The organism is Kribbella sp. NPDC051936, assembly GCF_040680955.1.
Taxonomy (GTDB): Bacteria; Actinomycetota; Actinomycetes; order Propionibacteriales; family Kribbellaceae; genus Kribbella.
This window is the reverse complement of sequence record NZ_JBFAXS010000012.1, coordinates 250,075-269,949: the sequence shown is the minus strand read 5'-3', so window position 1 is coordinate 269,949 and position 19,875 is coordinate 250,075. Positions and strand designations below refer to the sequence as shown.

The following is a 19,875-nucleotide window of genomic DNA, read 5'->3' as shown; positions in this document are numbered from 1 at the left end:
AAGGTGGGGGCATGGACATCTTCACGGCAGGACGGGACTTCGTACGGCGCGACGCTCGGGTGCTCGAGCGGCGGCTCTTCGCCTCGGTGTTCGAAGGAGCTGACCCGCAGGGGGTGGTCGACGCGCTGCGCGGGTTCCAGAACGCCGACGGCGGCTTCGGGCAGGGCCTGGAGCCGGACAAGCGGTGCCCGGACAGCCTGCCGCTGGACGTGGAGGTCGCGTTCGACACGATGCTCGCGGCTGGTGCGCGTGACGAGGACATGATCCGGCGGGCGGTGGACTGGCTCGATTCGGTCGCGACCCCTGACGGTGCAGTGCCGCTGTGCGGTCCGGCGGTCGAGGGCTACCCGCGCGCCGAGCACATCACCGAGTGGACGTACCAGCCCGGCATCAACCCGACCGCGGGCCTGGTCGGCCGGCTGCACAAGCTCGGCGTCGAGCACCCGTGGCGTGATCGCGCCGCCGCCTGGTGCGCCACCGAACTGGCCGCGGGCTTCCCGGAGGACGCACACGGTCTGCACGAGGCGCTGGAATTCCTGGAGCACACCGCTGACGCCGACTTCGACCGCGTGCGCGAGTGGCTCCCCAAGCTTCAGCATTACCGTGGTGACGCTGCCGACCCGTCGTACGGCGTGACGCCGCTGCACCTCGCGCCGACCCCGGACAGCTTCTGGCGGCCGCTCTTCACCGACGCCCAGCTCGAGGCCCACCTTGACCGCTTGGTCGAGGACCAGCAGGACGACGGCGGCTGGGCGATCACCTGGGAGCCGCCGGGCCCGGCCGCGACCCTCGAGTACCGCGGCATCGTGACCGTCGGTGCCCTGCGCACCCTGAAGGCCTACAACCGGCTTTGAGGGTGCCGAACGACAGGAGGTAGCGCACCTCGGTGGCATGCCCGAGCGTGACTGAGTCCGCCGGAGGCGACTACCTCCTGTTCTTAGGGACCGTTAGCCAGACTCAGCCGGGTGTTCGACCTGGCGGTCGCCCCACTGGGTGAGCAGCCCGCGGGCGATTTCCAGGTCCTCCCGAAGGGATCGGTCGGCCAAGTCCCCCGGGAGTGCCGCCAACGCGTCCGCCAGCCAGGGGCCGACGGCCGCGGGGGCGAGGTCGTCCGGGGTCAGGCCGGCCAGGCGGATCGCGCGGACGGCGGTGACGAGTTCGCTGGCGAGGACCTCGCGGAGCGCGTCGAGGAGCTGGGCCGTCAGTACGGCGGCTTGCGGGGCGAAGCTGGCGTGCAGCTCGGCGCCGCGGGACAGGGTCGCCGTGCCGAGGGTCGCGGGCTGCGCGGCCGAGCGGACCGCGGCGAGTGCGTCGTGCGCGACGTACTCGATCATCATCACGCCCGAGCTCGCCTCCGCCCCGCTGGCGAGGAACCGGCTGAGGCCCGTGTAGTCCGGGTCGACCAGGTTCGCCACCCGGGTCGTCGACAGCGTGGCGACACTGTGCAGGCTGAGCCGGAGCGAGTCCAGCGCGAGCGCGATCGGCATCGCGTGCCAGTTGCCGTTGTGCAACACGGTGTCGCCGGCCACCAACGGGTTCTCCGCCGCCGCGTTGATGTCGATCCGCACACTGTTGCCGAGGGCATCGGAATGGTCGACGGCCGGGCCGAGCACCTGCGCGAAAGCTCTGAGCCCGAACGGGTCCTGCACTCGCGCGGGGGGGATCGGCAGGTCGTCGAGCAGCTCGCGCATCCGGCGCGCGACCCGGACCTGGCCGGGCTGCGGACGGGCCTCGTGCACCCGGACGTCGTACACCTCGGCGTTGCCGCGCAGCGCGACATGGGACAGGGCGCCGACCAGCGGTACGACGTTGATCAGCGTGGACGCCTCGACGTACGCGAGGCAGCACTCGGCCAGCGTGAGCGCGTTGCTCGACAGCAGCGGGAGCGCGCTGGTCCCGTCGATGACGTCGCCGAGCGCGAGGCCGAGTTCGGCGAGCGGGCCGAGGTCGCCGGTGCCGATCGCGCCGCCGCGGTGCAGGTCCGGAAGGTCGTCGTCGTTGAGCAGGTCGACGATCGCGTCGGCGACCGCCGGTTCGAGTCCGGATCCGCCCGCCGCGAGCTGGTTGACCCGGATCAGCAGCCCCAGCCGGACGACGTCCTTCGGGTACGACGTGGTACCGGTCGTGGAGTGCGATCCGAGCAGCCGCGCGCCGTGCTCCGGGTCGGACGTCAGCACGTCCCGGTTCGCCCCGACGCCGGTGGTCCGCCCGTACACCGGCCGCCGCCCGGCCACGTCGGCCACCACCTGCGCGGACTCGTACATCCGCTTGCGGGCCTCGTCGCTCAGCCGCACCGCCGTACGCCGCTGCCCGAGCGCGACCGCCTCCAACGGCGACAGCCCGGCACCCGTGAGTTCCACCGGTTCCATCCCCTCAGTGTGGAACCGCCCCGGCCTGTGGAGTAAGCGCCGCGCCCGCTCGAACGTCTCGGATTCGAGACGCGAACGCCGGCGGGGGAGCGCAGAATCGGACGCATGACAGTCGAGGACGAAGTGCGCGCCCAGGCGGCCGAGTCGGACGCGGTGCTGATCGGCAACGACGCCGAGCTGATCGCGAAATGCTGGACCGGCGACTGGGTGGCCGTCGACGCCACCGGGGTCACCTCCAAGGCCGACATCATCGGCTGGATCGCGTCAGGCCGGTTGCAGCATCACTCCATGACCACTGTCGGCGGCGAGCGGATTGCCCGGGTGAGTGACACCGTCGTCCTCACCGCGCGGAAGGCGAGTTCCGGGACCTGGGACGGGACGGCGTACGAGATCGAGGAGTGGATCAGCCAGGTCTACGTCCGTTCGGACGGCCGCTGGCTGCAGGCGTTCTGCCACAAGGCGACCGTTACTGCTTGAGTGGCAAGCAAACAGCCCGTCACCCTCGGTGGGGGTGACGGGCTGGTGATGTTGCCGGGGTTTACGACTGACCGTAGCGCTTCTTGAACTTCTCCACGCGGCCCTGGGTGTCCATCACGCGCTGCTGGCCCGTGTAGAACGGGTGGCTCGCGGACGAGATCTCGACGTCGACGACGGGATAGGTGTTCCCGTCCTCCCAGACGACGGTCTCGTTGCTCTCGCGGGTCGAACCGGTGAGGAAGCTGAAGTTGCCGGACTTGTCCCGGAAGACGACCCGGCGGTAGTCGGGGTGGATGTCCTTCTTCATGCTGCGGTACTTCCTTCCAAGTAGGGGGCGAACGGATCGGTCAGGGGGTGGACCGCTTCGTCCGCACGCAGGACACAACCGTCGAGGCGCTCCTGTAATTCCCGGGCGTCCAGATCGGCGCCGGTGAAGGACAGGTACGACGCGCGGTCGCCGTACTCGGGGTGCCACTCGAGGGCCGAGCGGGTCTGGTGCTGCTGCCCGACGCTCGCCCAGCGATCCGCCGGGAGGTCGGCGAGCCACGGACCGAGGACGCCGATCGAGATGTTCGTGCCGAAGCTGTCCCAGCTCAGCCGGTTGCGGTGTTGTGTCGCGATCCAGAGCGTCCCGCGGCCGCGGCACGTGCCGGCGACCAGGTCCTCGAGGGCGTCGTACAGCCGCTCGGGGTGGAAAGGCCTGGCCGACTGCCAGATGAAGGTCCGCTCCGTCGGAACCGCGATCGAGCCCGGTTCGACGGCGGGGACCGTGAGGCGGAGGCCGATCAGGCCGGTTGTTGTGGTCCTGACCAGCAGATGCGGGTTGATCGCCTGCAGCAGGTCACGGACCGAGTCGTCGTCAGTGCTCAGGACTGCGACGTTCGCGGACTCGAGTTGCCGTACGACGACCTCGGCGATCGCGCGACCGTCCTCGGCCGCGGTCGGGACGCCGCGCTCCCGGACCAGCTGGTCGCCGGTGAGATCGGCTGTCACGGTGGCCGTGTCGACGGTGGTGACGACGGCGTCGACGAGCAGGTCGGTGTCGCGGTCGATCTCGGTCGCGATCGCGTGTGTGTCACCGGCCGCGGGCACGTTGACGATCGCGACGTCGTACCGCTCGACGGCGGCGACGCTCGCCAGCAGCTGCACCAACGAGCCGCGCAGAGCACAGGAGACGCACGGATGCTCCATCGTGATCACCTCGCGGTCGATCACTCCGGCGGCGGTCCGGGCCGTCCGCACGACGTTGCCGCTGCTCAGGCCGCTCACGTCGTACTCCACGAGGACGCCGGCCGGGCCGGCGGCGGCCAGCAGGTTCCACGCCACGGCACTGCGGAACCCGTCGTCGAGGCCCGTCACCAAGGTCACCGGCAGCATCGACTCTCCCGTCTTGTTGAAAACGATAACCAGTACAAAGTACCCTGCGAGGCGGAATAGCCGCCACCCGGCCGGCGTTCAGCTGAGTAAGAGAAAGGACAGCATGGCCAAGCGCAACGACCTCCGCCCGATCATCAAGCTCCGCAGCACGGCGGGCACCGGCTTTACCTATGTAACGCGGAAGAACCGCCGGAACAATCCCGACCGGCTGGTGATCCGCAAGTACGACCCGACGCTGCGTGAGCACGTCGACTTCCGCGAAGAGCGCTGATGGCGACCACGGCGAAGATCGCCCGCAACAATCACCGCCGCCGCACCGCCGCCCACTACTCCGAGCGCCGGTCCACGCTGAAAGCGATCCTCGCCGACCCGCACTCCACCGCACCGGAGCGCGCCGAAGCTCAACTCAAGCTCCAGAAGCTCCCCCGAGACGCCAGCCCCGTCCGAATCCGCAACCGCGACGCCGTAGACGGCCGCGCCCGCGGCTACATCGGCAAGGCAGGCATCTCCCGAATCCGCTTCCGCACCATGGCCCACCGCGGCGAACTCCCCGGCATCACCAAGTCGTCCTGGTAGCCCTCAGATGTAACCCTCCGATCCAGGCGGATCGGAGGGTTGTCTGTCTTGCTACCCGTGCAGCCGTCGGGTGAGTGCCTTGGCGGCCTGGCGGACTTTGTGGGCTAGGCCAGGGCGGTCTGTGGTGGGGACGGTGTCGGTGCGGAACGTGACGCTGATGGCAGCGACCGGATGGCCGGCGTGGTCTACGGCGGCGCTGGCGACAGAAGCCACGCCGGGGGTGATGAAAGAATCCTCGACCGCATAGCCCTGGCGTTTCTCGTCGGCGAGGAGGCGGCGGAGTTGGGTGAGGGTTTGCGGGCCGAGGTCGGTGCGGCGGACGAAGGATTCAGGGGTGGGGAAGAGAGCCCGGACCTGGGCCGGCGGCAACTCCGCCAGCAGCGCCCGGCCGGATGCGGTGAGCGTGGCAGGCAGCCGTACGCCGACGTCGGTCACCAGCGTTACCGGCCGCGGCGGCTGCTCCTTCAGCAGGTAAACCAGCTCCCGCCCGTGCAATACGCCGAGATGTGCCGTCTGCCCGACCTCGTGCACCAGCTGCGCGAGCAACGGCCGCGCCAACCGCTCCAGCGGGTCATGCCGCAGGTAGGCGGACCCGATCTCGAAGGCCGCCACGCCGAGCCCGTACCGCTTCTCCTCGGGCAGGTGGACGACGAACCCCTCGTCGATCATTGCCCGCAGCAAGTGGTACGTCGACGAGCGCGGCAGGCCGACCGCGGACGCGATGCGCTCCATCGGTACCGGACCCGGCTGGGTGGCCAGGAACGTCAGCACGCGCAACGTGCGGGTCGACGCGGGAACGTTGCCGCTCACAACGGCAGCGTAACCTCACACGCTCGACGAGTCCCGCTTCTTGGCCCGGTTCCGGCGCAACCAGAACCGGAAGCCCTCACCGGCGATCGCGACCGCGAACAGCCCGCCGGCCACCTCCCAGTCCATGAACGCGGGCCCGGACACCAGGTAGCCGATGACCAGCGACAGCACCAGGAAGAACGTCAGCGACGTCGCGAGCCGCTTCACAGCGGCTTCTCCGCGGTCCAGGCGCCCGAGGTCTGCTGGTAGCCGAGCCACCGGTTCACCGCGAGCATAGGCTCGTTCGCCGCGTCGTTGCCGGTCGACGCGACCGTGAACCCGGCATCCCGCGCCCGGGCCAGCGCCACGGACTTCACCACCTTCGCCAGCCCGCGGCCGCGCGCCGAGGGGATCGTGCCGGTCAGGTTCGACCAGATCACTTGCCGGTCCGGGTCCGCGGTCGTGGTCACGAACGACAACACCTGGTCGCCGTCGAGGACAGCGATGCTCAGGTCGTACCGGATGTCCGGGTTGTCCCACGACGTCCGCACCCATTCCTCGTACGCCGGTCCGCCGGACAGCCCGCTCGGGTCGTCGTCGCGGACCTGGACCTCGGCGTCGTACAGCTGCCGCGGGTCCAACGCGTCGTACGTCGCCACGCGCAATCCCTCCGGCGGAGCGAGTGGCTCGCGCGCGGCGGTCAGGTCGGCGGCGGAGTGCGACATCCGCCGCCCGATCGCGAACCCGCGCTTGTCCGCGAACGTCTTCGACTCGGGATCGTCGGCCACGACCACCAGCAACCGCCCCGCGCCGAGTTCCACAGCCCGCTCGGTGATCGTGTCGGTCAACGCACTCCCGATGCCGCGCTTGCGGTACTCCGGCGGCACCTGGATCGTCACCCGCACCCGAGGCGCCGAAGCGTCCGGCGGCGGCAGGTAGATGTTCGCGTACCCGACCACATCCGGGCCGTCGACGGCGATCAGCACCTCTTGGCTGTGGGCATGCCGCAGCTGCAACTCGATCGCGCGCGCGGTCTTCACCAGTTGCGGCATCACCGCTGCCCAGACCCGGGCGACCCCCACCGCATCCTCCGGCCGCGCCGTCCGGATCTCGAACACCATGGCAGGACTCTACGGCTACCGAGGGTCGCGAATGCTGTCTCAGATCCGAGACGGAAAGTACTGCGGTGCTGCTGTCGGGGATCGTTCCCGCGCGGTGCAATGTTCGGGTGGAACACACAGTGAATGTCGGCACCGGACCGCTGACCCCGGCCGAAGTGGTCGCGGTCGCGCGGTACGGCGCGCAGGTACGGATCGACGACCAGGCACTCGAGGAGATCGCGAAGTCACGCGCCGCGATCGAGGCGCTGGCCCACGCGGACACCCCGCACTACGGCGTCTCGACCGGATTCGGCGCGCTCGCGACGCGGCACATCGCGCCGGAGCTCCGGGCGCAGCTGCAACGCAGCCTGATCCGCTCGCACGCGGCAGGCTCGGGCCCCGAGGTGGAGACCGAGGTCGTCCGGGCACTGGCCCTGCTGCGGCTGTCGACGCTCGCCACCGGCCGCACCGGCGTGAAGGTCGAGACCGCCCAGGCGTACGCCGGTCTGCTCAACGCGCAGCTGACACCGGTGGTGCACGAGTACGGCAGCCTCGGCTGCTCGGGTGACCTCGCGCCGCTGTCCCACGTCGCTCTCGCGGTCATGGGCGAAGGCAAGGTCCGCGATGCCGACGGCAACCTCCTCGACGCGGGCGAGGCGCTGGCCCAGCACGGTCTGCAGCCGGTCGTGCTGGCCGAGAAGGAAGGCCTCGCGCTGATCAACGGCACCGACGGCATGCTCGGCATGCTGCTGCTCGCGCTCGCCGACCTCGACCGGCTGTTCAAGACCGCCGACCTGGCCGCCGCGATGAGCGTCGAGGCCCAGTTGGGCACCGACCGGGTCTTCGCCGAGGACCTGCAAGCTCTGAGGCCCCATCCCGGTCAGGCGAAGGCCGCCGCCAACCTGCGCGCGATCCTGAAGGACAGCGCGATCGTCGCCAGCCACCGCGGGCCGGACTGCAATCGGGTGCAGGACGCCTACTCCCTGCGGTGTTCGCCCCAGGTCCACGGCGCCGCCCGCGACACCGCGGCACACGCGGCGACCGTCGCCGGCCGTGAGCTGGCCGCCGCGATCGACAACCCCGTCGTACTCCCGGACGGCCGGGTCGAGTCCAACGGCAACTTCCACGGCGCCCCGGTCGGATACGTGCTCGACTTCCTGGCGATCGCCGTCGCGGACCTGGCAAGCATCAGCGAACGCCGTACCGACCGGTTCCTGGACGTCGCCCGCAGCCATGGGCTGAACGCGTTCCTGGCCGACGACCCGGGCGTGGACAGCGGCCACATGATCGCGCAGTACACGCAGGCCGCGATCGTCTCCGAGCTGAAGCGCCTGGCGGTCCCGGCCAGCGTCGACTCGATCCCGAGCAGCGCGATGCAGGAGGACCACGTCTCGATGGGCTGGTCCGCCGCGCGCAAGCTGCGCCGGGCCGTCGACGGCCTGGAGCGGGTGCTGGCGATCGAGATCCTCACCGCCGCACGGGCGCTCGACCTGCGCGCGCCGCTGACGCCCGCCCCGGCCACGGCTGCGGCCAGAGCAGCCCTCCGGGAGCACGTCGAGGGGCCGGCCACCGACCGCTTCCTCGCGCCCGAGCTCGAGCACTCCGTCCGGCTTGTTGCCGATGGCACCTATGTTACCGCTGCCGAGGCCGTCACCGGCCCACTTTCCTAGAAAGGCTGGATCACCCATGTCCGGACCACGTCCCGTCCGCGCACCCCGCGGCACCACGCTCACCGCCCGCGGCTGGCAGCAGGAGGCCGCGCTGCGGATGCTGCAGAACAACCTCGACCCGGAGGTCGCCGAGCACCCCGACGAACTCGTCGTGTACGGCGGCTCCGGCAAGGCCGCCCGGGACTGGAACTCGTTCGACGCGATGGTGCGCACGCTGACCACGCTGAAGGACGACGAGACGATGCTCGTCCAGTCCGGCCGCCCGGTCGGCGTGATGCAGACGCACGAATGGGCGCCGCGGGTGCTGATCGCGAACTCGAACCTGGTCGGCGACTGGGCCACCTGGGAGGAATTCCGCAAGCTCGAGGCGATGGGCCTCACGATGTACGGTCAGATGACGGCCGGGTCGTGGATCTACATCGGCACGCAGGGCATCCTGCAGGGCACGTACGAGACGTTCGGCGCGGTCGCGGAGAAGAAGTTCGGCGGCTCGCTCGCCGGGACGATCACGCTGACCGCCGGCCTCGGCGGCATGGGCGGTGCGCAGCCGCTCGCCGTGACGATGAACGACGGTGTGGCGATCTGCATCGACGTCGACGAGTCGCGGATCCAGCGCCGCATCGAGCACCGCTACCTCGACGTCCGGGCGTCCTCCCTGGACGAGGCGTTGCGGCTGGCGGAAGAGGCCAAGAAGGCGCGCCGGCCGCTGTCGATCGGTGTCCTCGGCAACGCCGCGGTGATCGTTCCCGAGCTGCTCGAGCTGGGTGCGCCGATCGACATCGTCACCGACCAGACGTCGGCGCACGACCCGTTGATGTACCTGCCCGTCGGCATCGACTTCGAGGACTGGGCGACCGCCCGCGAGAAGGACCCGAAGGGCTTCACCGAGCGCGCACAGGCCTCGATGGCGCGGCACGTCGCGGCGATGGTCGGCTTCCAGGACGCGGGCGCCGAGGTCTTCGACTACGGCAACTCGATCCGCGACGAGGCCCGGAAGGCGGGCTACAGCCGCGCCTTCGAGTTCCCCGGCTTCGTGCCGGCGTACATCCGGCCGTTGTTCTGTGAGGGAAAGGGCCCGTTCCGGTGGGCGGCGCTGTCCGGCAACCCGGCCGACATCGCGAAGACCGACCAGGCGATCCTGGACCTGTTCCCGGACAACGAGCACCTCAGCCGGTGGATCAAGATGGCGGGCGAGCGGGTCGCGTTCCAGGGCCTGCCGGCCCGGATCTGCTGGCTCGGCCAGGGCGAGCGCGACAAGGCCGGCCTCCGGTTCAACGACATGGTGGCCTCCGGTGAACTCGAGGCGCCGATCGTTATCGGTCGCGACCACCTGGACACCGGCAGCGTGGCGTCGCCGTACCGGGAGACCGAAGGCATGCTCGACGGCTCGGACGCGATCGCGGACTGGCCGTTGCTGAACGCGATGGTGAACGTGGCCAGCGGCGCGTCCTGGGTGTCGATCCACCACGGCGGCGGCGTCGGCATCGGCCGGTCCATCCACGCCGGCCAGGTATCGGTTGCCGACGGCACCGACCTGGCCCGGCAGAAGCTGGAGCGGGTGCTCACCAACGACCCGGCGATGGGCGTCATCCGGCACGTCGACGCGGGCTACGACAAGGCCGTCGAGGTCGCGGACGAGCGCGGCGTCCGGGTTCCGATGCGCGAGGGCTAACTGTCTGCGACCGTGGCAATCTGTAGTGCTACGGTGCACTTTCCCACAGGGTGAGAGACCGCGCTACCGCGTGGATTCGGTCTTTCGTTCCGCTAGGGTCAACTGGGCGACCAACGAGCGCGAAGGGGCGCCATGATCGAGTTCGAGGACGTCACCAAGCGGTATCCGGACGGCACCGTCGCCGTCGACGCGTTGTCCCTGCGGATCCCGAGCAACCAGATCACCGTGTTCGTCGGCCCGTCCGGCTGCGGGAAGACCACGTCGCTGCGGATGATCAACCGCACGATCGAGCGGACCGGCGGCACCATCTCGATCGACGGCGAGGACATCAACTCCCAGGACCCGGTCGCGCTGCGGCGCGGCATCGGGTACGTGATCCAGAACGCCGGCCTGTTCCCGCACAAGACCGTCGTGGAGAACGTCGCGACCGTGCCGAAGCTGCTCGGCTGGGACAAGCGCAAGGCGCACAGTACGGCGATGGAGCTGCTCGAACGCGTCGGCCTGGACCTCAAGCTCGCCGAGCGGTATCCGGCGCAGCTGTCCGGTGGCCAGCAGCAACGAGTCGGCGTCGCCCGGGCGCTGGCGGCCGACCCGGCGATCATGCTGATGGACGAGCCGTTCAGCGCCGTCGACCCGATCGTGCGCAACCAGCTGCAGGAGGAGTTGCTCCGGCTGCAGCGCGACATCGGCAAGACGATCGTGTTCGTCACCCACGACATCGACGAGGCGATCAAGCTCGGCGACACCATCGCGGTGATGCGCGTCGGCGGCAAGCTGGCCCAGTTCGCGCCGCCGGCCGAGCTCCTCGCCGAGCCCGCCGACGACTTCGTCCGTGACTTCGTCGGGCGGGACCGGGGTTACCGTGCCCTGACGTTCGTGCACCCCGAAGAGCTGCCGGTGCGGCCGTTGCCGGACGCGCTCGCCCTGCAGGACGGCGTACCGCTCGGATGGCGCAATGGCTCGCAGGAGCTGCTGCCGCTCGGCGCGGTGTTCAAGCGCGGCGACTCGTTACGCGCGGCACTGGACGCTGTACTCACCTCGCCGACCGGCTGCGGTGTCTGCGTGGACGACGACGGGAAGGCCATCGGCGTCATCGACCAGGCCACGGTCGCCGAGGCGCTCCGCTCATGAGCTGGATAGCGGACAACCTCGGGCTGATCTGGGACCAGCTGGTCGAGCACGTGTACCTGGCGATCATTCCGGTGATCCTCGGGCTGATCATCTCGGTGCCGCTCGGGTACGTCGCGACGCGCTATGGGTGGCTGGCGAATCCGCTGGTCGCGTTCGGCGGCATCCTCTACTCGCTGCCGTCGATCGCGCTGTTCATCGTGCTGCCGGCGATCCTCGGCACCAAGGTGCTGTCCACGGTGAACATCATCGTGGCGCTGACCATCTACACGGTGTCGCTGTTGATCCGGAACGTGATCGACGGACTCCGCTCCGTCCCACCCGACGTCCGGCAGTCCGCGATCGCGGTCGGGTACGGCTCCCTGCACCGGCTGGTCGCGGTGGACCTGCCGATCGCCGTACCGGTCATCTTCACCGGGCTGCGCGTCGTCACGGTCGCGAACATCTCGATGGTGAGCGTCGGCGCGGTGATCGGGATCGGCGGCCTGGGGGAGCTGTTCACGCTCGGCTTCCAGAAGGACTTCCTGACCCCGGTCGTGGTCGGTGTCGTGCTGTCGCTGGCCCTGGCGTTGCTCGCCGACCTCGTGCTCGTGACGCTGCAGCGGGTGCTGACCCCGTGGGCCCGCGTCGCAACCCCTGTGGGAGAGGTGGCCTGACATGTGGGAGTACCTGACCGACTCGTACAACTGGTCCGGCCCCGAAGGTATCTGGGCGCGCATTCTCGAACACCTCTGGTACACGTTTGCCGCGCTCGGACTGTCGACGGCGATCGGGCTGCCGATCGGGCTGCGGATCGGGCACACCCGGCGCGGCGCGTTCCTGGCCATCAACACCGGCAACGCGGCGCGGGCGCTGCCGAGCCTCGGCCTGCTGATGCTGGCGGTGCTGCTGACCGACCAGATCGGGTTCCTGCCGGTGCTGATCGCGCTGGTCGCGCTCGGTATCCCGCCGATCCTCGCGTCGACGTACGCCGGGATCTCGGGTGTCGATCCGGCCACGATCGACGCCGCACGGGGGATGGGGATGACCGGGCAGGAGATCCTGACCAAGGTGGAGATCCCGATCGCGATGCCGCTGATCATCTCCGGGATCCGCAGCGCGACCCTGCAGATCGTGTCGACCGCGACCATCGCGGCGCTGGTGTCGCTCGGCGGCCTCGGGAGGTACGTCATCGACGGGCTGAAGCTGCGCGACTTCCCGCAGATGTTCACCGGCGCGCTGCTGGTGGCGCTGCTGGCGCTGCTGCTCGACGCGCTGTTCGCGCTGATCGGGCGGATCACGGTCTCGCCGGGACTGAAGATCGGCTGAACTGTCCGGGGTACCTGATGAACTTGAGACACATCCATCGGCACCGGCCGGTGGCTGAACGAGAACACTGGAGGCTCTCGTGTTGAGATCCACACTCATCCGTACTGCGATCGCCGGGGTGGCGGTGCTCGGCCTGGCCGGTTGCGGGGGTGGGGGCGACCAGCTCGGCAACGACAACGCGGGGTCCTCGCCCGCGCCGTCGAAGGTGAGCAGCATCACCGTCGGGTCCGCCGACTTCTCCGAGAGCCAGCTGCTGGCGGAGATCTACGGCCAGGCCCTGGCCGCCAAGGGCATCGAGGTGAAGAAGAAGCCGAACATCGGCAACCGCGAGACCTACATGGCCGCGATCAAGGACGGGTCCGTCGACCTGGTGCCGGAGTACACCGGCGCCGCGCTGGCGTACTTCGACAAGAACTCCACCGAGACCGACGCCGACAAGGCGTACGACGCGCTGAAGAAGGCGCTGCCGTCCGGGCTCGAGGTGCTGGACAAGTCGCCGGCCGCCGACGAGGACACGATCGTGGTCACCAAGGCGACGGCGGACAAGTACAGCCTGAAGTCGCTGGGTGACCTGAAGGACAAGAACCTGGTCGCGGGCGGCAGCTCCGAGTTCAAGGTCCGGTCGGCGGGTCTGAAGGGGCTGAAGGAGAAGTACGGCGTCGAGTTCAAGGAGTACAAGACGCTGGACGCGGGCGGTCCGCTGAGCATCAAGGCGCTGCTGGACAACCAGATCCAGGTGACGAACCTGTTCACCACGCAGTCCGTGATCAAGGACGAGGGTCTGGTCCAGCTGGACGACCCGGAGAACATCCTGCCGCCGAACAACATCGTTCCGTTGATCCGGACCGACCACAAGTCCGACGACATCGTGGCGACCCTGAACGCCGTCGACGCCAAGCTGACCACGGACGTGCTGACCGACCTGGTCAAGCGGATCGACGTGAACAAGGAGAGCGCGGACGCGGTCGCCAAGGACTGGCTGGCGAAGAACCCACTGTCTTGAGCTTCGAATCCCTCTGGGCCGACCAATCCGCCATCGGCCGCGACCCCGACACCGGCGGCTACACCCGCGGCGGCTGGACCCCCACCGAACGCGAGGCGACGCACTGGTTCCTCGACCAGTGCGCCGCCCGCAACCTCACCGTCGAATCCGACGGCATCGGCAACCTCATCGCCTGGTGGGGAGCTGGTGACGCGCCGGGAGTGGTGACGGGTAGTCACCTGGACTCGGTGATTGATGGTGGGGCTTTTGATGGGCCTCTGGGGGTGGTGTCTGCGCTGGCGGCTCTGGATCGGTTGCGGGCGGAGGGGTTCGAGCCTCGGGTGCCTATCGGGGTGGGGGCATTTGTGGAGGAAGAAGGGTCGCGGTTCGGGATGCCATGTCTGGGGTCTCGGGTCGCGGCCGGGGTTCTGTCGGCCGAGAAGGCGCTTCAGCTGACGGACAGGGCCGGGGTGCGTCTCGGACAAGCGTTGGAAGGGGCCGGGATCGATCCGGCCGGTCTCGGGCCTTCGCCGCTTCTGCGGCGGATGGGGACGTTCGTCGAGCTGCATGTGGAGCAAGGCAGAGGGCTGACCGCGCCGGTGGGTGTGGCCAGCTCGATCTGGCCGCACGGGCGGTACCGGTTCACGTTCGGTGGTGAGGCCAACCACGCCGGCACCACGCTGATGGAGGACCGGCACGATCCCATGCTCACGTACGCGATGACCGCCCTCGCCGCCAACAAACAGGCCCGGCTCGCCGGTGCCCGCGCGACCTTCGGCCGCCTGTCGGTGGAACCCAACGGAACAAACGCCGTACCGTCGCGGGTCACCGCCTGGCTGGACGCCCGGGCCGCCGACACCGCCACGCTCGAATCATTGCTCGCAGCAATCACCAAGCAGGCGACCGAGCGCGCCGAGCGGGACGGCACCACCCTCGAGGTGACGCCCGAGTCGGTCTCGCCGATCGTGGACTTCCCGGCCGGCCTGCGCGACCGCCTGGTGAACGTGCTCGACGGCGCCCCGGTGCTGCCGACCGGCGCCGGGCACGACGCGGGCGTGTTCTCGGACGCGGGGATCCCGACCGCGATGCTGTTCGTGCGCAACCCGACCGGCGTCTCGCATTCGCCAGCCGAGTATGCCGAGATGGACGACTGCCTGGCCGGCGTCGACGCGCTGGCCGCCGTACTGAAGGACCTCGCCAAGTGACGTCGTACTGGTGCTCGACCGCGCTTCTTCCCACCGGCATCGCGGAGCGCGTCCTGGTGACCGTCGCGGACGGCCGGTTCGCGACGGTGGAGACCGATGTGGACCCCGGCGACGCGCACATGCTGCACGGCCTGGTGATCCCCGGTCTCGCGAACTGTCACAGCCATGCGTTCCACCGCGCGCTCCGCGGCCGTACGCAGACCGAGCGCGGCACGTTCTGGACCTGGCGTGACCAGATGTACTCGGTCGCCGCAGCGCTCACCCCCGACACGTACTACGAGCTCGCCCGCGCCGTGTACGCCGAGATGCTGCTCGCCGGCGTCACCGCGGTCGGGGAGTTCCACTACCTGCACCACGCGCCCGGCGGCGCCCGCTACGACGACCCCAACGCCATGGGTACGGCGCTGATCGAGGCCGCCCGGGACGCCGGCCTGCGGATCGCGCTGCTCGACACCTGTTACGTCGCCGGCGGGATCGACCAGCCGCTCAATGAGGTCCAGCAACGCTTCAGTGACGGCGACGCGACCGCCTGGGCCGCCCGGGTCGCGCAGCTCAAGGGCGCGGAGGACGTCGTGATCGGCGCGGCGGCGCATTCGGTGCGCGGCGTACCGCACGACCAGCTCGGCGCGGTCGCGGCAGCGTTCCCCGACGTACCGCTGCACATCCACCTGTCCGAGCAGGTCGCCGAGAACGCGGCGTGTCTCGAGGCGTACGGCCGGACGCCCGCGCAGATCCTCGACGAGACCGGCTTCCTCAGCGGGCGGACGAGCGCGGTGCACGCGACCCATCTGACGCCGGTCGACATCGGATTGCTCGGCAGCTCCGCGACGTACTCCTGCTTCTGCCCGACCACCGAGCGCGACCTCGCGGACGGGATCGGCCCCTCGGTGCAGTTGCGGGACTCGGGGTCGGCGTTGACGCTCGGGTCGGACAGTCACGCGGTGATCGACCTGTTCGAGGAGATGCGCGCCGTCGAGCTGGACGAGCGCCTGGCGTCGCAGGAGCGCGGTCACTGGTCGGCGGCCGAGCTCCTCAGAGCAGCGACGACGGACGGCCACCGCTCGATCGGCTTCGAGGACGCGGGCGTGATCGCTCCCGGCGCCCGCGCCGACCTCGTCGCCGTCCGCACGGACACCGTCCGCACCGCAGGCACCGGCGGCTCACTGGAAACCGTTGTCTTCGCCGCAGCTGCCGCGGATGTGTCGGATGTGATCGTCTCGGGCAACCATGTGGTTGCTGACGGCAAGCACGGTCGTCTGGACGTCCCGGCACAGCTGGCCGCTTCGATCGCGGCGGTGACCCAATGACCTCGCTGCTCCTGACCGGCATCAGCTCGCTGGTCAGCAACGATCCCACACACGGCGGCCCGCTCGGCGAGCTCCACGACGCGGCGCTGGTGATCGACGGCAGCAAGGTCGCCTGGACCGGCCGACGAACCGCGGCCCCGGCAGCCGACGCAGCGGTCGACCTCGGCGGCCGGGCGGTGATCCCGGGCTTCGTCGACTCGCACTCGCACCTGGTGTTCGCGGGCGATCGCGCCGAGGAGTTCGCGGCCCGGATGACCGGTACGCCGTACTCGGCCGGCGGGATCCGGACCACGGTGGCGGCGACCCGCGAGGCCACCGACGAGCAGCTGACCGCGAACGTGGCCCGCCTGGTGACCGAGATGCGCCGCCAGGGCACGACCACCGTCGAGATCAAGTCCGGCTACGGGCTGACGGTCGCCGACGAGGCGCGGGCGCTGCGGATCGCGCGGCAGTTCACCGACGACACGACGTACCTCGGCGCCCACGTCGTACCGGCCGACTACGCCGACGACCCGGCGGGGTACGTGGCGCTGGTGACCGGGCCGATGCTCGACGCGGCGGCCGAGCACTCGACGTGGGTCGACGTCTTCGTGGAGCGGGGAGCGTTCGACGCGGACCAGGGGCGGGCGATCCTCCGGGCCGGGCTGGCGCGGGGCCTGCAGGCTCGTGTGCATGCCAACCAGCTCGGCGAGGGTCCTGGCGTCCAGCTCGCGGCCGAGGTCGGCGCCGCCTCGGCCGATCACTGCACCTATCTCACCGATGCGGATGTCGACGCACTCGCCTCGAGCGGCGTCGTCGCCGGTCTGCTCCCGGCGATCGAGTTCTCCACCAGGTCGCCGTACCCAGACGCCCGCCGTCTCCTCGACGCCGGCGTCACCGTGGCCCTCGCCACCGACTGCAACCCCGGCTCCGGCTACTCGTCCTCGATGCCGTTCTGCATCGCCCTGGCCGTCCGTGAAATGCGCATGACCCCCGCCGAGGCCCTCTGGTCCGCCACCGCCGGCGGCGCCGCCTCCCTCCGCCGCACCGACGTCGGCCACCTGACCCCCGGCGCCCGAGCCGACCTGGCCGTCCTCGACGCCCCGTCGTACCTCCACCTCGCCTACCGCCCCGCCGTCCCCCTCGTCACCCAGACCTTCACGGCCGGCCGACCGGTGTAGGCGGACCGCCATCACTCACCAACCTCGCGTCACCTGCCCACCGCACGCTCAGCTGCCGGGTCAGGCGGCGCGCAGCAAGTGGTTGGTGAGTGACGGGAGTCCGGCTGCCCGCTCGATCGTGGCGATCACCCAGTGGGGGTCGTACATGATGTCCTCCCAGCTGAAGCGGAGCACTCGCCAACCTCGGGCCGTCAGGTTCGCCTGCCTGCGGCAGTCCTTGACCAGCGCTCGCCGCGTCCCGTGGAAGGCGAATCCGTCCGCCTCGAGGCCTAGAAGCAGCCGGGGGTGGCCGAGGTCGAGGCGAGCCGAGAACTCCGCGTCCCGCACCGGCAGTTGAGGAACGAAACCTTCGATTCCCCGCTCGATCAGCAAGTAGCGCAGGACGGATTCCAACACTGATTCCGCGCGACCGTCGGCGAACGCGACCATCCGCTGAACCCGCCGACGGTGTGGTCCTCGAAGCCGGAACGCTGCGGCGAGGAGCGTGTCGTGCTCGACACTTCCCGTGCGTAAGGCCGAGTCCGCTACGGCGAGCCCTTCCGCAGGCGGCAAAGTACGCAGGCAGTCCAGGACGGTCCGAAGCGGGGTGGTGACGTCGTCCAGCGCGGGAACCTCCGCCCAGTGCGGGACGCAGGGCAGCCCGCTGCGGCGTCGGGCCCGGCCGGGCGGCAGCGTGACGTGCGGCAGGCCGGGCGGGTTGATCACCCCGAAACCCCAGTGCTGCGCAGCGCTGAGATGCGAGACGACACCGCCGTGGCTTCGAGCCGCGGTCAGTGCCGGTGGTGCGACAGGCAACGCGTAGACACCTTTCGCCACCCGGTTGATCACTCCCGACCTGAGCGCGTTGCGGACCGCGCGTGCGGACACCACTGCGCGCAGATCCGCGAACGTCGCGGATCCGCCGCGCCTGCCGATCACCTCGGCCACGTTTGCCATGTGTCCAGCATGGTGAATTCGCGCGCCGCGGCGCGGGCGTTGTCCACAGGCGGACCGCCACCACCCAGTAAGCACGCCATCTGTGGGGCACTACGCGCGACCGGGCGTGCGAGGTGCGCTTTCGGGCGCCTTGGTGGGTGATGGCGGTTCGCAAAACCACATGCCCCAACCTCGCAACCAGGGCACCATTGCCGTATGGACACGAGAGCACGGCTTCGGGGAGCGTTTCGGTGGCAGACGGATCGGGGCGTCTGAAGTAGTTGTGCGGACGTCACCGGGTGGTGGCGGGACGCGGAGTTGTTGCGGGAGATCGGGCCGGCGCTGGCGGGGCTGTACGACGTGCAGCCGACGGTGGTGCTCGGGCCGGTGTCGCGGGGGTCGCTGGTCGGGGCGTTGACGGCGGCCGCGCTCGGGGTCGGGTTCGTGGAGATGCGGAAGCACAGCGGCTCGTCTGTCGACAGTGATCGGTGGGTACGGCGTACGACGGCGCCCGACTACCAGGACCGGCACGTGGTGTTCGGGTTCCGGCGGAAGCTGATCGGGGCCGGGGATCGCGTGTTGATGGTCGACGACTGGGTCGACACCGGGGCAACCGCACGGGCGGCGCGGGCACTGGTGGAGGACTGCGGCGCGCACTGGGTCGGCGCGGCGTGCATCGTCGACGCACTCACCGATCCGCGGCTCCGCCACGACCTCCCGGTCCGCTCACTCCTCGACGTACGCCAGCTCTGATCAGCGCACACCCTGGTAAAGGCCGGGCGGGGCGAACTGGCGGGCCGCCTCGTCCAGCGCCGGGACGAGCTCGGGGTTCGGGCCGAGCGGGATCGCGAACTGACCGTCCGCGTCCCGACGGCCTGCGAGCTCGGGGTGCCGGTTGGCGAACTCAGGACCGGCCGGCACCAGGAGCAGGTTGATCGTCGGGCCGTAGGCCTGCACCAGCTGCGTCTGCGCGTTGCGGACCTGGTGCCCGGACGTTTGTACGACGAGGGCGGCGAGCTCGCTCCACCCACAGGCCCAGGGCCCGGCCGGGTCTTGGTACCGCAGGCCATTGGGGTCGAACAGGATGCGCCTGGGCCGGAGCAATGTCCGCAGCTTCAGCGCGGGGAGGCCGGCGACGGTGAGCAGGATCACGGCGAGGACCAGGAACGTGATCCGGACGCCGCCGCCGGCCACGACCGCCAGGACCAGGCAGATCGCCGCGGCGACGCCAGGCCGACGACGCCTTTGACGATCGTGCGGTTGTTGCCGGAAGAGACATCGATCGCGAGGCTCATCACATCGAGGCTAGGCCCTCAGGCTGCGAGGTCCTTCGACAGCAGCGCCGTTGTGGTGCCGTCGGGCAGGCGCTGCTTGCCGACCTCCTCGTAGCCGCGCGCGGTGTGGAACGCGTACGCCGGGGTGTCGGTCGGGGCCGCGGCGACGGTCCGGTCGAACGGCCGGGCGGAGCGTTCGATCGCGCGGTACACCGTCGAGGCGATGCCCTGGCGGCGGTGCTCGGCCGCGATCACGATCCGCTCGATGTACAGGAAGCGGTCGGCGTAGGTCTGCGTGAACGCCTCGAAGGCGAGCCCGTCGTACGCCGAACCGGGAGTGAACGTGAGCACGAAGCCGGCCGGGGCGCCGTCCAGGTCGACCACGACGGCGTGCGCGGCGATCAGCCGGAGCCAGTCCAGACGGTCGGCGCCCAGGGGCTCGACGAGACCTTCGGCGGTGGCGTTCAGCTCGAGAACCGCGGCGACGTCGGCGGCGGTCATCGGGCGGAGCTTCACAGTGATCAGGATCGCACGGTAAACGCTTGCTTCGGGAGGGGTCTCCCTGG

23 protein-coding genes are annotated in these 19,875 nt (G+C 70.1%); 14 read left to right on the top strand and 9 right to left on the bottom strand.

Going from position 1 to position 19,875, the window contains the following annotated elements:
* Positions 1-11: 11 nt before the first annotated feature.
* The gene (locus AB0L64_RS37305) at positions 12-854 is read left to right on the top strand and encodes a hypothetical protein (protein ID WP_363717694.1); all 843 of its coding nucleotides are present in this window, start codon (positions 12-14) and stop codon (positions 852-854) included.
* A gap of 93 nt (positions 855-947) precedes the next feature.
* On the opposite strand, the gene AB0L64_RS37300 is transcribed toward AB0L64_RS37305, so the two are convergent.
* Positions 948-2,369, bottom strand: coding sequence for an aromatic amino acid lyase (locus AB0L64_RS37300; RefSeq protein ID WP_363717693.1), 1,422 nt, complete (start codon positions 2,367-2,369; stop codon positions 948-950).
* Positions 2,370-2,474: 105 nt separating this feature from the next.
* On the opposite strand from AB0L64_RS37300, the gene AB0L64_RS37295 reads away from it, so the two are divergent.
* Entirely contained in the window at positions 2,475-2,846 is a 372-nt protein-coding gene (locus tag AB0L64_RS37295; RefSeq protein WP_363717692.1) for a nuclear transport factor 2 family protein, read from the top strand.
* Positions 2,847-2,907: 61 nt separating this feature from the next.
* Here AB0L64_RS37295 and AB0L64_RS37290 read toward each other — a convergent pair whose 3' ends face one another.
* A complete protein-coding gene (locus AB0L64_RS37290; protein WP_359930961.1) occupies positions 2,908-3,153 on the bottom strand; it encodes a type B 50S ribosomal protein L31 in 246 nt (81 codons plus the stop codon).
* Positions 3,150-4,223 (bottom strand): GTP-binding protein, encoded by a 1,074-nt coding sequence (locus tag AB0L64_RS37285; RefSeq protein WP_363717691.1) that lies wholly within the window; start codon positions 4,221-4,223, stop codon positions 3,150-3,152. The genes AB0L64_RS37290 and AB0L64_RS37285 overlap by 4 nt, the downstream gene beginning before the upstream one ends.
* 103 nt (positions 4,224-4,326) lie before the next feature.
* On the opposite strand from AB0L64_RS37285, the gene rpmG reads away from it, so the two are divergent.
* On the top strand, positions 4,327-4,494 hold the full coding sequence (gene rpmG, locus AB0L64_RS37280) for a 50S ribosomal protein L33 (protein ID WP_355695408.1): 168 nt from the start codon (positions 4,327-4,329) through the stop codon (positions 4,492-4,494).
* Positions 4,494-4,799 carry a 30S ribosomal protein S14 gene (gene rpsN / locus AB0L64_RS37275; RefSeq protein WP_363717690.1) on the top strand — a complete coding sequence of 102 codons (306 nt, stop codon included), beginning with the start codon at positions 4,494-4,496 and terminating at the stop codon, positions 4,797-4,799. Before rpmG ends, rpsN begins: the two co-directional genes overlap by 1 nt.
* Before the next feature lie 51 nt (positions 4,800-4,850).
* Here rpsN and AB0L64_RS37270 read toward each other — a convergent pair whose 3' ends face one another.
* From AB0L64_RS37270 to AB0L64_RS37260, 3 genes are read right to left on the bottom strand one after another with little or no spacing between them, the layout of a single operon-like run.
* Positions 4,851-5,609, bottom strand: a complete 759-nt coding sequence (locus tag AB0L64_RS37270; RefSeq protein ID WP_363717689.1) for an IclR family transcriptional regulator — start codon at positions 5,607-5,609, stop codon at positions 4,851-4,853.
* 15 nt (positions 5,610-5,624) lie between these two features.
* Complete coding sequence (locus AB0L64_RS37265; RefSeq protein WP_363717688.1) at positions 5,625-5,816, bottom strand: hypothetical protein; 192 nt, start codon at positions 5,814-5,816, stop codon at positions 5,625-5,627.
* The gene (locus AB0L64_RS37260) at positions 5,813-6,709 is read right to left on the bottom strand and encodes a GNAT family N-acetyltransferase (protein WP_363717687.1); all 897 of its coding nucleotides are present in this window, start codon (positions 6,707-6,709) and stop codon (positions 5,813-5,815) included. The genes AB0L64_RS37265 and AB0L64_RS37260 overlap by 4 nt, the downstream gene beginning before the upstream one ends.
* A gap of 107 nt (positions 6,710-6,816) precedes the next feature.
* Here AB0L64_RS37260 and hutH point away from each other — a divergent pair, with 107 nt between their 5' ends.
* From hutH to hutI, 9 genes are all read left to right on the top strand, one after another.
* Positions 6,817-8,358 (top strand): histidine ammonia-lyase, encoded by a 1,542-nt coding sequence (gene hutH / locus AB0L64_RS37255; RefSeq protein ID WP_363717686.1) that lies wholly within the window; start codon positions 6,817-6,819, stop codon positions 8,356-8,358.
* A gap of 16 nt (positions 8,359-8,374) precedes the next feature.
* Positions 8,375-10,030, top strand: coding sequence for a urocanate hydratase (gene hutU / locus AB0L64_RS37250; protein ID WP_363717685.1), 1,656 nt, complete (start codon positions 8,375-8,377; stop codon positions 10,028-10,030).
* Between the two features lie 132 nt (positions 10,031-10,162).
* On the top strand, positions 10,163-11,161 hold the full coding sequence (locus AB0L64_RS37245; RefSeq protein WP_363717684.1) for an ABC transporter ATP-binding protein: 999 nt from the start codon (positions 10,163-10,165) through the stop codon (positions 11,159-11,161).
* Entirely contained in the window at positions 11,158-11,814 is a 657-nt protein-coding gene (locus tag AB0L64_RS37240) for an ABC transporter permease (protein WP_363717683.1), read from the top strand. Before AB0L64_RS37245 ends, AB0L64_RS37240 begins: the two co-directional genes overlap by 4 nt.
* A 1-nt stretch (position 11,815) precedes the next feature.
* Positions 11,816-12,466, top strand: a complete 651-nt coding sequence (locus AB0L64_RS37235; protein WP_359930992.1) for an ABC transporter permease — start codon at positions 11,816-11,818, stop codon at positions 12,464-12,466.
* A 79-nt stretch (positions 12,467-12,545) separates the two neighbouring features.
* A complete protein-coding gene (locus tag AB0L64_RS37230) occupies positions 12,546-13,469 on the top strand; it encodes an ABC transporter substrate-binding protein (RefSeq protein WP_363717682.1) in 924 nt (307 codons plus the stop codon).
* Positions 13,466-14,653 (top strand): allantoate amidohydrolase, encoded by a 1,188-nt coding sequence (locus AB0L64_RS37225; RefSeq protein WP_363717681.1) that lies wholly within the window; start codon positions 13,466-13,468, stop codon positions 14,651-14,653. The genes AB0L64_RS37230 and AB0L64_RS37225 overlap by 4 nt, the downstream gene beginning before the upstream one ends.
* Positions 14,650-15,960 (top strand): formimidoylglutamate deiminase, encoded by a 1,311-nt coding sequence (locus AB0L64_RS37220; RefSeq protein ID WP_363717680.1) that lies wholly within the window; start codon positions 14,650-14,652, stop codon positions 15,958-15,960. Before AB0L64_RS37225 ends, AB0L64_RS37220 begins: the two co-directional genes overlap by 4 nt.
* Complete coding sequence (gene hutI, locus AB0L64_RS37215; RefSeq protein ID WP_363717679.1) at positions 15,957-17,120, top strand: imidazolonepropionase; 1,164 nt, start codon at positions 15,957-15,959, stop codon at positions 17,118-17,120. The genes AB0L64_RS37220 and hutI overlap by 4 nt, the downstream gene beginning before the upstream one ends.
* A gap of 60 nt (positions 17,121-17,180) precedes the next feature.
* On the opposite strand, the gene AB0L64_RS37210 is transcribed toward hutI, so the two are convergent.
* Positions 17,181-18,056, bottom strand: a complete 876-nt coding sequence (locus AB0L64_RS37210; RefSeq protein ID WP_363717678.1) for a type IV toxin-antitoxin system AbiEi family antitoxin domain-containing protein — start codon at positions 18,054-18,056, stop codon at positions 17,181-17,183.
* A gap of 297 nt (positions 18,057-18,353) precedes the next feature.
* Between AB0L64_RS37210 and AB0L64_RS37205 the strand changes: the two genes are divergently transcribed.
* Positions 18,354-18,788, top strand: coding sequence for a phosphoribosyltransferase family protein (locus tag AB0L64_RS37205; RefSeq protein ID WP_363717677.1), 435 nt, complete (start codon positions 18,354-18,356; stop codon positions 18,786-18,788).
* Here the strand turns inward: AB0L64_RS37205 and AB0L64_RS37200 are convergent, their stop codons facing one another.
* Positions 18,789-19,229, bottom strand: a complete 441-nt coding sequence (locus AB0L64_RS37200) for a hypothetical protein (RefSeq protein ID WP_363717676.1) — start codon at positions 19,227-19,229, stop codon at positions 18,789-18,791. It abuts the gene before it with no gap.
* A 119-nt stretch (positions 19,230-19,348) separates the two neighbouring features.
* On the bottom strand, positions 19,349-19,825 hold the full coding sequence (locus AB0L64_RS37195) for a GNAT family N-acetyltransferase (RefSeq protein WP_363717675.1): 477 nt from the start codon (positions 19,823-19,825) through the stop codon (positions 19,349-19,351).
* Positions 19,826-19,875 lie beyond the last annotated feature (50 nt).